A 13,738-nucleotide genomic window follows, 5' to 3' on the forward strand; every position below is an offset into this window, starting at 1 on the left:
AGCAAAGGGAGTAGGCTCAGTCAGGCGTTGACCGCGACCCCTGCTGATCGGCGAATAGCTGAGTGATATCACCTCCCAGACGATAGGTTTTCAGCGGTTCGATCGAACGCCGCCATTTGTCGGTACTGGCCGCGCAACGATAGAGGGCACAGTAAGGCTCCAGCCAGGCGAACTTACCGTCCTCCTGCAGATCCTCCAGCTCCTGGGCGAAGCCCGTCTTGTCTTCAAACAGCTGGGGATCCTGTATGCCCTGCTCCACACGCATGGCCAAGCGCTGAATGGCCTTACGGTTCTCCTCGCGCAGATCGATGCCATTGGCCTGCGCAAAGGCCATCAGCATCAACAACGGCCCCATGCTGTAGTTGTGATAAGCCAAGGCGCGGGTTTCCCGACGCAGTTCATTGGGCAGGTAACCCTGGTCATTTACCTGGGAAATACCAATACGCAATTGGGACACCGCCCAATCAAAAAAGTCGCGACGGTCGACCACTACCGCGCTGGCCATCACCGCCCAGGCGGCCCAATACTGATGATTGTTCAAACGCTCCAGCGGCTGATCGCGCCAGTCACGCACCACCTGGTCGCCAAGACGGGCCAGCCACTCTTCGATAGGCCGGGTCTCAGCCTCGCGCCCACTCAGTGGTTGTGAACGCGAGTATTTAAGGCGCAGATAGGCCGAGGCGATACTGCCCAGAGCCCATTTGCGCAGCGACTTGCCGGTGTGGCTGTACTGCTGGCTCAGCAGCGCTTGGGCGTTGGCCCATTGCCCCAGCCACTCCAGGGCACAGTCGACATGCCCCGGACGGCCAAGACGCAGATAAGCCGCCACTTGCTTGTTGACGGTTTTCTCCAGCACTTTGATTTCGTCGGCCTGCTTCTGATAGCGAGCGTTGGCCTCCGGATTGAGCTGATCGCGCGCCGAGCCAGAGCCCTCATACTTGCTGGGCACGTTCAGGTCACCAACATAAGGCTTGGCCACTGCCGGACACTTGGCCGCCTCACCCTTTTTCAGCGTCGCTGCCAGGTAATAACCGGCCGGGGGCAGCAACTGCGCGGCCATACCGGCAGTCGGCAGCAGCCCGATAAAAAGCAGCAAGCACCAACGGCTGGCGTTCATCGCTCGACGCTGGTCTGCGCGGTGCGCAGGCCTGGACCGTCTTCGTCACTGCGCACTTGGCACAATTTGGTGGTCAAACGGCTATTACCCGACACGCCCGCCAACGGCTGCACGTTCAGAGACAGGAACGTCAACTCATCCCAGTCACCATCCTCACGCAACTCCAGCAGAATACGCCCCTGCTGCCGATCACCAGGCGCACGGTTGAACGTCAGAGTTTCCTGACGGCCATTCATAAAGGTCAGGGTGGCGCTCAGCTGCTGCACAGCGGGATCGTCAAATTGCAGATCAATGCGGTAATCGCTGCTACGAATCGGCAGTACGCCATTGGCACCATTGAACAGCACCTGATTGGCACCGGCGCGCAGTGTGCCGGAGCTTTGCAGTAAAGCCGGGCGTCCGCTGCAACCATTGCTCACGGCAGGCACAACCTGACGGTAGAGATTGCGCCGACCAAGGCTCGCGGCATCCCCCAGCTCCCAGATCAGTAGTTTCGGTGGCTGCTTTTGGAACGCTTCGCTCAACAGGTACTGCAACAAAGCACCTTCGTGGCTGCTGCCATGCAGTGAGGCGTTGTGCACCGGGGTTCCCAGATGCTGCTCGAGAAAACCGGCGAAGTTGTAAGAGGCCGAACTATTGCTGCTGCCTACCAACACCACCTGTGCCTGCTGTGACGGACTGGACGAGATGGGCTGGGTGATAAAGCTTTGCACATACTGACGAGGGTATCCGTTACCGCAAAGCCGTTGGGCGACCTTGTGCAGTGAACCGCTGCGCGCCATCAAGCCCGCCGGGCTGCTCTGGTATTTCCCCACAGGGAGTTGATCAAACAGCGGAATTTTTTTCGCCGTTTGCGCCACCAGAAGCGCGGTACGCTCCGCACCTTGTGGCGTCCAATGCTGGTCAGCCTTGAAGAAATAGTCGCGACTTTCTGCTTCGGCCTGCATCAGGCTGGCAAGATCAGGCACCCAGATACCCAGATCGCGCATGCGTCCCAGAGTGGCTCGATAGCTTGCCTGAGCCCGAGCCTGGTCGAAGCCCGTTCGCTCGGCGGAGGTCAGTTTGTCCGCATGCAACAGGCCGCGGCTGGGCGGATACACCAGCATCAATTCAACGCCTCTGTGCTTGAGTGCATTGCGCAGACGCTTGAGTTGCTTGTAACTCTGTTGACTGAGGCCGAACTCGGTGCGCAGATCCTGGGCACTACTGAACAGCCAGCCGTCCTGTGCTTCGATCAGGCGGCCGTAACCGCGCAGCCCGGCTGCTTGGTAAGCACGGGTATCGGCAGCTGCCGGGCACAGCTGACAGCAGGCCTCGGCCTGGTAGATTGGTGCTGCAGGAAGATGGCTGGCGCCGACAAGCAGACCGACGCCGAGTAGCATACTTGCCCTGTTCATCTCATCACTCCTTGCTTGCCAGGCTGCCAACGGGCTCGATCAGCACCGCCTGTTGTTGGCGCAGCAGAATGTCCATGATTTCGCCCTGACGCTCGCCCAGCAAACCCGAGAAGGATATGCCCGAGGCCTTTTGCGGAGCGAGGATGGTCAGTTTGTAGAGTTCGAGCTTGCTCGGCGAATGCACGGAGATCGGACTGGAGCCGTTACCAATCATTTGTCCGCCGACTATGCGCATGGACACGCTGGTCTCGTAGGGATCTTCTTCGAAATTGCGCTCACTGCCACTCAAGTCCTTGATATGGCCATAGATACCGGTCAGGTGGTTGGCCACCAGGATGTTCTCGTAAAGGCTGACTCCGAGGCTATTGCGCACCCGGATACCATGCCGACGGTTGCTCATGCTGCGGTTCTGCCAAAGCAGATTGTTCGAGCTTTCGTACAGGGTGATGCCGTCGGAGTAATTCTTGTAAGTCTCGTTGTAAGCGACCAGATTGTTCACGCTGCTGCGGTCGAGGACGATGCCGGAGAGCTGGTTGTCATAGGACTTGTTATTGAAGATCCAGCTGTCATTGACCTCACGGGAAACGATGATGCCGTGCTTCTTGCGGGTGCCGAACGCTTCGTTCTCGGCGATGATCAACCGCCGCGAACGGTCATGCGGGTCAATGCCGTAGACGATGTTGTTTTCATAGCTATTGCCGCGGATCACCACGTCATCGGCTTCATAGCAGTAGAAGCCATACCACATGTCGATAAAGCGTGAATTAAGCAGCCAGCCGGTAGGCCGTGCTCGCTTCATCTTCGGCGCCATGCCCGGGCTGTACTGCGAGATGCTGAAACCGTAGGCCTTACTCGCGTCGTAACCGAAACTGCTGATGACGCTGTCGACCACATAGGTCTCGGTACCGCCCCAGGCCAGAAAATAAGGACGAAACTCCTTGCCGTCGCGCCAATAGGCCGGCGTATTTTCCTTCTCACGCCAGGCGGTGACCTTGGTGTCGGTGATGAACATTCGACCATCGTTGACCAGGAAAGCGCCCGCCTCCTGGGACAAGCGAAGTTCTTTGGTGTCCTTGTCGATGTGCAGAGTGGCGCCCTGGCGCACGATAATCGGCAGACGTGCGAGGTAAATACCCGGTGCAGTCTCGGCAAAAGCGGATTTCGGTAACTGCCGGGCCAGCGCCGCGCTATTCATATAGCCCTTCTCGATAAAGATCGCCTGGGGCATGCGTTTCTGTCGCACCACCCACTCGCGTAAGCGCTCTTCCCCCCCGATGAACTCATCCAGTGAGTTCTCGTGCAACATACCCTTGATGACCGCCCTGCCTTCGGGTTTACGCTGTATTTTTGCCTGCACCGCAGCTGCGGTGTAACCCGACAGGTCAGGCAGCACCGGGGGCTCCAGTTGTAGCGAGATGCCCGACGCGGCGCTGACCCTATAGCCTCCAGGCAGCGACTCGAGAGTATCCGCCTGGGCCAGGACACAGGCAAAAACGCCTGCAAGGGGTAACGCCAGCTTGATTAATGCGTGCATAAAACCTCCTTCCAGGCGCCTGGTTCAGAACCGCCAGATAGCGTCGACAAAGACGCGGTGCATGTACGAATCAACATCTGAGCCGTAGGCATCGCCCGGTTTGAACAGACCACCGCGTAAACGCACCAATGCCGAAGGCTCATCGATTGCCTGACTCATAGAGGCCGGCAACAGGCCCTCCTTGAAGTACTTGGTCAGGATCAAGTCGACTTCCTGGCCCACATCTTTTTCGCCATTTTGCAGCGAGCGAGTGACACCGTTGTCGTTGACCCGCGCATTGACTCCGCTGCTGCCGAGTGGCTGCTTGTCATCGACCCGCCAGAATTTGTGGTAGATCAGGCTGGCGTCGTAGTCCTCACGCAGCTGCCAGGAGCCAAACAGCGTCGCTACCTGGAGGTTGCTCAACTCGCCGCGGAAGGCCTCACCGAAACGATGCGCTCGCGAGCGGGTCCCGGTGTAGTTGGAGCGATTGCTCTCCAAGCCAGTTTGTTGATAGTTGCCCGAGCCGTCGTCACCGCCACCGCCGCTACCGCGAGCGTAGGCCGCACCAACTTGCCAGCTGGGGTCCAGGCGCAACCGAATACCCAGATCGGTGGCCCAGGCACTGACGTTGCCGCCTTGCTTGCCGGTAGCGATTGTCTGGCCGCCGACCGTGCTGGTATTCAGCGTGTCTCGGTCACCGGTCAGCCAGGTGGCGCTGACCCAGTAGTTGAGCGGGTTCTGGTTGCGGTAGTTGTAGGCATCGCTGTTGGCTTCCAGACCCAACCAGGTGAGATCACCAGTGCTGGTCTTGTCGAGTTCGTCGACGCGCTCGCCTGGACTCGGCAGATTGCCGTCATCGCGACTGTGGTGCGCGCGGATGCCAACCCATTGGCCCGGTTGCCACTGGGTCGAGATATCGCCATACAGATGCAGGCGGTCCTCATCCTCTGGATCCAGCTCGTCGAGGTCGGTGCGGTATTCGCTGAAGCGCTCGGCCGCACCCAGGTGGGCACGCAGCAAGGTGGTGTCGAAGGTCCAGTTCAACGCTTCGATATTAGTGTCACGCCACATCCCATCGTCAGTGCGCAGGCGCTGGCGACCGAGGCGCAACTCTTCGCCCGGGTAGGCGGTGAAACCGGAATAGCCGATCCAGAATTCACGCAAGGCCAGGTAGCTCTTGTCCGGCTGACGATCGTTGTTGCCACTGCTGCCGGACTCGGTACCGAGGTCGGTGGACTGCAGGGTGTCGGTTTCGATGATATCGGTCGCCGTCACTGCCTGCCCTAGGGCGAAAGCGCTCCAGTTACCGCGCTGGCCATAGAACCAGGGCCGTACGTCCAGACCTAAGCCCAGTACATCGCCACCCCGACGAGTGCCCAGGTCGCGGTCATCCTCGGACTGGCCGGTAAACTTGATGTCCAGACCGAAGTTCTTGTCCGGACTGAGTGCGGCCAATGCTGTTTCGCCCCAAAGTAACGAAGTACTCAGCACTACCCCTGCGCCTACACAGCGAACTATCAGTTTTTTCATAGCACGTCCATTCCTTTTTCCAGCGATTGAAAAGTACCGAGTCTCGCAGGATTGACTTGTCGCGTCAGCTGTTCTTCTTGAAGAATCTGCATGGCTTTTTGGCGCTCATTCGGGCGCATGCTTTGCTCCAGGCTGCTGATCAATTCGCTGGCTTCAACGCCCCCCTGAAGCCGCGCCATTTGCGCGAAAACATAGGCGTTGATCGGGTTGACCTTGACCCCGCGCGACTCGCTGAACAACTGCGCCAGAGCCAAGTCGGCGCTCCGGTGCCCGCCACGTGCAGCCAGCAGCAGATGATCGACGGCTTTCTGTGGATACACTTCGCCAAAGTAGCCACGACGGTAGATCTGTCCGAGGTAATAGTGCGCCGTTGCTTGTTCTTCAGCCGCCCGCAGCAGATGCTGCTCCGCTAGCTGTGGATTCTGCTCCAGCACCTGACCACCGTAGTACAACCGTCCGGTGAGCAGCTCGGCACGGCTGTCACCGGCCTCACGGCCACGCTGCAGATAGCCAAGCATCTGCTCGGAGTCACCCAGAGCCGGGTAGTCGAACAGCAACTTGGCGAGCGAGGCCCAGGCTGGGGGATAAGCAGGGGCGACCTCCTGCAGCAGCGCCTGAGCATTACTCAGGTCCACCGGCGCGGGAATTCTCGAGTCAACCAGAGTCCGCGCTACGGACTCGACCCGACTTGGAGCCACCCAGCGATTGGCATACGCCGCACGCAACTCCTTGAGCAAAGCGGCTTGCGCCGCGGGCTGATCACGCAGGCGGTTGACCGTAGCCAACTCGTTGTAGCAAACACTCTGCTGATGCAGGAGCAACCGACATTTCTGTTCGATCTCATCGAGGTGAGCGACATAGCTGCCGTTGCTGCGATAGATGAGTATCTGCGCCAGTTCGGACTCGACGATGTCCTGCTCTCGCCAGGCGTTGACCTGCTGCTGCGGATCGACTGAGGGTGATAGCTGCGGGTAACTCAGATACAGCAGCGTCAATGGCTCCACGGCACTGTACTCACCCTGCTCGATGGCCTTGCTCAGCAGCTGTTCGGCTTCCTTCAGCTGGCTATCGCTCGCCCCACCCTGGCGCAATAGCAGCCGTCCGAGCCTCGACTGCGCCCTCGGCGAATGCAGTGCGGCCTGTCGATAAAGGTGTTCAGCCTGCTCGGCCTGTTGCGGATCCTGACTGTCGAGCTGCAGGTCGCCGAGCGCAATCTGCGCATCCACATAACCCATCCGCGCCAGCTCTTCATACTGCTGTCGAGCACTGGCGTTATCGCCGCGCTGCAAGGCTTCCTTGGCCAGTTGCTGGTCCGGTAAGCCGGCGCAGCCTTGCAGCAGGGCGAGCAGCGTCACGTAGAACAGGGGGCGCTTCATTTTCCTGCTGCCATGACTTTTTCAATCAACACATTGCCCGGCAGACCGTCAATCGTCACCTCAACCGGACGCCCAGCCACCTGCGGGCTCAAGGGTTCATCGGTGACGATCGAGACGCGGATGTCTGAAGCCAGGCCACCCTGCTGCAAGGAGACCGAGTCGATCTTGCCGTTACGCGGAGTGCTCTCGCCAGAGACCTGCACCTGCACGCGAGTACCCGGCTGCACTTTGCTGAAGGCTTTGTAAGGGAAGCGTGCTTCGATGGTCGCCACACCCTTCAGCGGCACCAGCTCAAATACCGGAACCCCCTTGCTCGCCGACTGGCCGTCACCGACGTACTGCGCCACCACCCGGCAATCGCATGGACTGGTCAGGGTACCCTGCAAGGTCTTGCTGAACAGCCGCTCGATGTTTTCCGGGGTCATCTGCTCGGCTGGCAGACTGCTCTTCAGCACATCCAGCATGGTTGCGGTGAACGTCGCCAATGGCGCGCCCTTGGCCACCTCGCTGCCAACCTTGACCAGGCCCACCTGCAGCACGCCTTCACGCGGCATGCTGACCTGCTGGCCTGGCAGGCTGACCATGGCGGAATCCGCATGGGTGACGAAATACAGGCTGTAGAGTTGGTTGATGATGTAAGCGCAGGCGCCAACACCGACCAGGAAGATCAGCAAACTGAAGCTGAGTGCGCGTAGCCGTGAGAAGAAGCCCATGCCGCCACCACCCTCTTGACCCTTGCGCGCCTTGGCAAAGTTGTCGCGCTGCAGGGTACTGAGCATATCGCCCATGGTGACCATTTCACCGCTGGTATAGGAGGTAATCAGATAGCGCAACGCGGCGATTTCACGCGGCCGTAGCTTGTGAAACTCGCAGCCGACACGCTGGTCTTCGGCATAAATGGAGCGCACCTGAAACTCCACATCGATGGTCATGCTCAACCCATCGATCTGAAACACCAGCGCCCCCTTGTGATGCCCGCCAAGTCTCATTGCCTGGTTGCTCTGAACGAAGCTGAAGCCACCTGCGGACAAGTCCAGTAGCTCGCTCTCAAACGTTTCTCGATCGGGGCCCAGGAAACGAATCCTCGCCGGCATCTTCAGCCGCGCATACTGACGCTGCGCTTCCGACTCATGGACGACGTTCGTATTACCGGATACAACGGTCGCTACGCTCATGAAAATCCCTCCCGAACTCCAATAAAAACCCAGCGGAACTGGTCTCGATACCTCTCCCGTTCCCTACCCTCAGACGACACTCATCAACACGGCCAGAAAAACGCTGGCTGCGGAAAACGTCATGGCCCGCGAAGACCAGGTGTTGAACCAGCGCTGATAGCTCTGCAGCCCTCGATCCAGCTTGGTGTCCTGGCGTGTCCAGGATTGCCGGTCGAGGCGAAAGAAGACGTACACCTTCACCAGCGCGCCGACTATCTGGTTGTAATAAAGAATCAGTGGGAATGCGGGCCCTACCCGGTGCCCGGACGTCAGCAACAGAAGTGTCAGCAGCAACCGGGTGAGACCGATCCACAGCAGGTAGATCAGCATGAACACGATGCTGTATTTGATGCTGGCCAGTATCGCCACCACCGGCCCGAGCAGACTGGTCCACATCGATACCCGCTGGTCGAACAGCACTACACAGGTGAACCAGCCCAGACGCCATGGCCCCAGGTGCAAGGCACGGGAGTTCTGCCGCAGGTTATTGCCGTACCAACGGAACATCAGTTTGCGGCTGGCCTTGAGGAAGCTTTTCTCCGGTGGATGTTCCACGGTGTGAATCGCCGCGTCCGGCACGTAGAAGGTGTCGTAACCGAGGCGCATCAGGCTGTACCAGCTGGACTTATCGTCACCGGTGAGAAACTTGAAACGCCCCAATCGCCAGTGATTCAGCGAGTCATTTTCCACATCGGCAATGAACCCCGGATCGGTCACCACCCGCGCACGAAACACCGACATGCGCCCGGTAAGCGTTAACACCCGCTTGGATAGCGCCATGGAGCACATGCTGATGTGACGCTGAGCGAAGCGCAGCTTGTGCCACTCACTCATGGCGTAACTGCCGCGCACCTCACAGAACTCGTTGGTGGTCAGTCCGCCAACTTTTGGGAACAACTTGAAGTATGGCGTCGTGGCCTTGATCACCCCTGGCGTCAGTACGGTATCGCCGTCGACCACGGCCACCACGGCATCGTCATCCGGCAGGTGCCGGGAAATAGCTCGGAAACCGTAGGCCAGTCCATCCCGTTTGCCGGTACCGGCGATACGCACGAAGTCCAGCTTCACCCGTGCCGGAGGGTTGAGCTTGCTCCACAGGCTCTTGATCAACAGCTCATCGGACATTTCCACCAGTGAGCAGACCACCGTGGTTGGGTAGCCACAGTCGATAGCTTCCTCAAGAACCGAACGGTATACCTGCGCGGTGGTCAAGGCATCGATGCGAAAGCTGGTCACCAGCAAGAAGACATGGGAGGGCTGCGCTGCCTCACCGAGCTTGCGCGCTTGCCTACGGTAGTGGGGGAAGACCAGATATAGGAAGATCAGCCCGCGCACATAATGGATGGCACCCATGGAGTAGCGCCAAATCCCAACGGCACCGAGCAGTAGGATGAAGTCTTTCGACTCTGCGTCGAACACCGTTTGTGGCAGCGCCAGCGCCAGCAGCATCAGCGCCAGGCAATAGAAAAGCCAGCCTGCGCATTCACGCAAAAATCGTCCGAACCCGTCCATACCCTAGCGTCCCTCCCATGTGTACCTAACCGCTGCGGCAAGGGTAATGGGTGATTTCCCCTATCCCCGCGAACAGCGTGCTGCCCCTACCAGCAAATGCCTTCCATCGAGGCACTGCTGGTCTCCGTCATGAAGCCCACCAGGTCGACGATTTTCTTTCCCTCAGGTAAGTTGCTGACCACGCTGGCGAACTGCGGATCGTTGTTGCCAAGCACGATTACATCTGCCTGCTCCAGGACCTCACTGAGGTCGGCGTGCAATAGGAATGAAACATGCGGAATCTTCGATTCGATGTACTCCTTATTAGCACCGTGAACCCGGGCGTACTCGACGTTGCTGTCGTAGATGCGCAGGTCATAACCCTTGCCAATCAACATCTCGGCAAGCTCGACCAACGGGCTTTCGCGCAGATCATCGGTCCCGGATTTGAAGGAGAGGCCAAGCAGAGCAATGCGCCGCTTGTCGCAGCTGGCGATGATGTCGAAGGCTCTTTCCACCTGCACCCGATTGCTGCGCATGATCGAGTGCAACAGTGGGTGCTCAATATCGAGTTGACTGGCGCGATAAGTCAGCGCGCGCACATCCTTCGGCAGGCAGGACCCTCCAAAAGCAAAGCCTGGGCGCATGTAGTATTTGGAGAGATTGAGTTTGTGGTCCTGACAAATGACTTCCATCACCTCGCGCCCATCGACGCCCACGCCCTTGGCGATGTTGCCGATCTCGTTGGCAAAGGTGACCTTGGTGGCATGCCAGACATTACAGGTGTACTTGATCATCTCCGCGACTTCGATGCTCTTGCGGATGATAGGCGCGTCCAGCTCACTATAAATGGCTTCGAGTAGATCGCCAGATGCCTTGTCCAACTCGCCAATCACTGTCATAGCAGGGAAATCGTAATCTTGAATGGCCGTGCTTTCGCGGAGGAACTCCGGATTTACCGCGACACCGAAGTCGGTACCCGCCTTCATTCCCGAATGTTTTTCCAACATCGGAATGACCACGCTTTTCACAGTCCCCGGCAGTACCGTACTGCGCACCACGATGGTGTGACGGCCTGCCTTCTCTGGCAGCACCCTGCCAATCTGTTCACACACCTGAGCAATATAGGAAACGTCCAGGTCACCATTGCGCTTGCTTGGCGTAGGTGTCGCGACAAACGACACTTCTGAATTCATCACAGCATCACGCACATCGAGAGTACCGCGCAGATTGCCGCTACTGACGCCCTTTAGCAGGAGCGCCTCCAGTCCTAGCTCGACAATCGGCGACTGCCCCTTGTTAATCAGCTCTATTTTGAGCGGCGTGACATCAACCCCGACAATCTGATGGCCCCGAGCAGACAAACATCCCGCACAAACAGCCCCCACATACCCAAGTCCAAAGATACTGATGCGCATTGCTAGACTCCTTTAGCAGACCAATAAAATCGGACAGCAAGCTAACAGCGGATATCTATTCAGAACGATGACGACCCAGAGCAGGCATGCCACTTTGTTCCCAGACAACAAAACAACTGTCCTATCATCGCCCCTCACCACAGAAAGCAAATTGAGTGCCAACCAATATGCTAACCAAGTGCTCACAGCAAGAGGCACCAAACAAGCAATACAGTTGACGTCAATAAACAAACAGCTAAATATTTGGCGTCATAACATCAGCGCAAAGGCTTATGAAACCTGGGCCGAACAGCATTATTCGCTGACCAACAGCAAACATACGGACAAGCCAAATACCGAAATATCAGTCCTTTTTTAATGCTCTGAATAATGAGCAACAGTACGAATCTAAGGACATGATTTTCAATGACGCAAGTATTTAAATTCGTCAAATAATAGGCGACAAATAATCAACACAAGCAACTTCAGCAAGCATCAGCAACGACCACCGATAACTTTAAATCGCATAAAGGTGGAACATCAGTACTTAAACCCACCTCATCAGAGCGGCAAAAAAACCAGGTTTAAACATTTACAAGCAAGGACATTTCGCCAATGCATTCATGCTTATAAGCTCATCAGAAGGTTTCGGCGTGGGCCCTCGAGCGACCCATCAGACATTGATCTGGATGGATATTCAGCCAACCCACCGCATGGATCATTTCATCAGCCCCATTCGCAAGCCTGACTCTTCATCGGGATCTAGGCAGTGCACTGCGTCGTTTATAACTGGGCCAGCCTGCCTGCCCTCACCCCTAGAAGCCCAAGTGGATTAACTCTACGGCGAGCCTGCAAATAGCCGAGTAACTATATCGGCTTAACAACGGCATACCTGATCGTTCCGGATCGTTCAGCAAGCACAGCAGCAATGGCTACCTGCCGGTTCGCCAGCCCGATAAAACTGGTTACACTGCGCCGCAAACAAACGGCTCAACTTTGCCGGATTGACGCCGATAGCCGTCGTACGCCTTACGGAAGAACAGCATGAAAAACAACCAGCCCATCACTCAGCGCGAACGTACTTATCCTTCCGAGCAGCGACTGATCTCGACCACCGACAGCAAGGGTGTGATTACCTATTGCAACGATGCCTTCATCAAGATCAGCGGCTTTACCCAAGATGAGCTGCTCGGCTCGGCACACAATCTGGTACGCCACCCGGATGTTCCCCCCGCTGTTTTTGCCCATATGTGGAGCACCCTGAAGCAGGGACGCCCCTGGATGGGCATCGTCAAGAATCGCTGCAAGAACGGCGATTACTACTGGGTCAATGCTTACGCCACCCCGGTGCTGGAGAACGGCAAGCTGGTGGGCTATGAATCGGTGCGGGTCAAACCGACCACCGAGCAAGTGAGCCGCGCCGAAGCACTGTATCGACGAATCAATGCTGGCAAGTCGGCGGTGCCCAGCCGTGACCAGTGGTTACCCACCCTGCAAAACTGGCTGCCCTTTATCCTCATCAGCCAGATCGGCTTCCTGATCGGCGCCTGGTTCGACTCCCACTGGGGCTTTGCCATCGCCGCGATGCTCTCGGTGCCGCTCGGCCTGGCCGCTCTGAACTGGCAACAACGAGGCCTCAAGCGCCTGCTGCAGCTGGCCGAGCAATCCACTTCCGATCCGCTGATCGCGCAAATGTATACCGACAGCCGCGGCGCCCAAGGTCGCCTGGAAATGTCCATGCTCAGCCAGGAAGCACGACTGAAAACCTGCCTGACCCGCCTGCAGGACAGCGCCGAGAACCTGTCCCAGCAAGCCAAGCAAGCCGACACCCTGGCGCACAACAGCTCGGCTGGCCTGGATCGCCAACGCCAGGAGACCGAACAAGTCGCCACCGCAGTCAATGAAATGGCCGCCACCACGCTCGAAGTAGCCAGCAACGTGGCGCGCACCGCCATCGCCACGCAGGAAGCCAACCGCCTGACCAGCCAAGGCCGCACCATCGCCGCGGAAACCCGCGAAGCGATCCAGCGCCTGTCGTTGTCGGTCGGCGAAACCGGCGAAACCGTCACGCGACTGGCCAAGGACAGCAACGAGATTGGTGGCGTGGTTGATGTGATCAAAGGCATCGCCGACCAGACCAACCTGCTCGCGCTAAACGCTGCCATCGAAGCGGCGCGTGCCGGCGAAATGGGTCGGGGCTTCGCGGTAGTCGCCGATGAAGTGCGATCACTGGCGCAGCGCACCGCCGAATCCACCGGGCAGATCCACCAGCTGATTGCCAAACTGCAGCGCACCGCCGAAGAAGCGGTGATGACCATGGAGATTGGTCGCAAGCAAGCTGACGATGGCGTCGAGCGCGTACTGCAAGCTGACAATGCTCTGGCTGGGATCAGCGACTCGGTGGCCAACATCGCCGACATGGCCGACCAGATCGCCGCAGCGGCTGAAGAGCAAAGCGCCGTGGCCGACGAGATCAACCGCAACATCACCAACATCGCCCAACTGGCTGATCAAACCGCCGTCGAAGCGCAGAGCAGTGCCAAACTCAGCGGCGAACTGACTGCCACCGCGCAAGGCCAGTACTCCCTGGTGGAACGCTTCAACCGCTAGTTAAATGCAGCAGTGACCAACGCCCGGCTGTGAATGAATAATATTCACAGCCGGGCGTTTTAGTTTCCCCGAGATCGTCCCATCACCCCC

The 13,738-nt window shown here is 58.2% G+C and carries 9 protein-coding genes; 1 reads left to right on the forward strand and 8 read right to left on the reverse strand.

The window, feature by feature from the left end:
* Window positions 1–16 precede the first annotated feature (16 nt).
* From TMS3_RS16660 to TMS3_RS16695, 8 genes are all read right to left on the reverse strand, one after another.
* The gene (locus TMS3_RS16660) at window positions 17–1,117 is read right to left on the reverse strand and encodes a mannuronate-specific alginate lyase (protein WP_025166418.1); all 1,101 of its coding nucleotides are present in this window, start codon (window positions 1,115–1,117) and stop codon (window positions 17–19) included.
* Window positions 1,114–2,514, reverse strand: coding sequence for an alginate O-acetyltransferase AlgX-related protein (locus TMS3_RS16665; protein WP_025166419.1), 1,401 nt, complete (start codon window positions 2,512–2,514; stop codon window positions 1,114–1,116). Before TMS3_RS16665 ends, TMS3_RS16660 begins: the two co-directional genes overlap by 4 nt.
* A gap of 4 nt (window positions 2,515–2,518) precedes the next feature.
* A complete protein-coding gene (gene algG / locus TMS3_RS16670) occupies window positions 2,519–4,048 on the reverse strand; it encodes a mannuronan 5-epimerase AlgG (protein ID WP_025166420.1) in 1,530 nt (509 codons plus the stop codon).
* Window positions 4,049–4,072: 24 nt separating this feature from the next.
* Window positions 4,073–5,560, reverse strand: coding sequence for an alginate export family protein (locus TMS3_RS16675; RefSeq protein ID WP_029866431.1), 1,488 nt, complete (start codon window positions 5,558–5,560; stop codon window positions 4,073–4,075).
* Complete coding sequence (locus TMS3_RS16680) at window positions 5,557–6,936, reverse strand: SEL1-like repeat protein (RefSeq protein ID WP_025166422.1); 1,380 nt, start codon at window positions 6,934–6,936, stop codon at window positions 5,557–5,559. The genes TMS3_RS16675 and TMS3_RS16680 overlap by 4 nt, the downstream gene beginning before the upstream one ends.
* Window positions 6,933–8,111: an alginate biosynthesis protein Alg44 gene (locus tag TMS3_RS16685; protein WP_025166423.1), complete on the reverse strand. Its 1,179-nt coding sequence runs from the start codon at window positions 8,109–8,111 to the stop codon at window positions 6,933–6,935. The genes TMS3_RS16680 and TMS3_RS16685 overlap by 4 nt, the downstream gene beginning before the upstream one ends.
* 69 nt (window positions 8,112–8,180) lie before the next feature.
* A complete protein-coding gene (alg8, locus tag TMS3_RS16690; RefSeq protein ID WP_025166424.1) occupies window positions 8,181–9,662 on the reverse strand; it encodes a mannuronan synthase in 1,482 nt (493 codons plus the stop codon).
* Window positions 9,663–9,748: 86 nt separating this feature from the next.
* Window positions 9,749–11,059: a nucleotide sugar dehydrogenase gene (locus tag TMS3_RS16695; protein ID WP_025166425.1), complete on the reverse strand. Its 1,311-nt coding sequence runs from the start codon at window positions 11,057–11,059 to the stop codon at window positions 9,749–9,751.
* 1,023 nt (window positions 11,060–12,082) lie between these two features.
* On the opposite strand from TMS3_RS16695, the gene TMS3_RS16700 reads away from it, so the two are divergent.
* Window positions 12,083–13,648 carry a methyl-accepting chemotaxis protein gene (locus tag TMS3_RS16700; RefSeq protein ID WP_025166426.1) on the forward strand — a complete coding sequence of 522 codons (1,566 nt, stop codon included), beginning with the start codon at window positions 12,083–12,085 and terminating at the stop codon, window positions 13,646–13,648.
* The last annotated feature ends 90 nt before the right edge of the window (window positions 13,649–13,738 follow it).

The sequence above is a fragment of the Pseudomonas taeanensis MS-3 genome, from assembly GCF_000498575.2.
Lineage (GTDB): Bacteria > Pseudomonadota > Gammaproteobacteria > Pseudomonadales > Pseudomonadaceae > Aquipseudomonas > Aquipseudomonas taeanensis.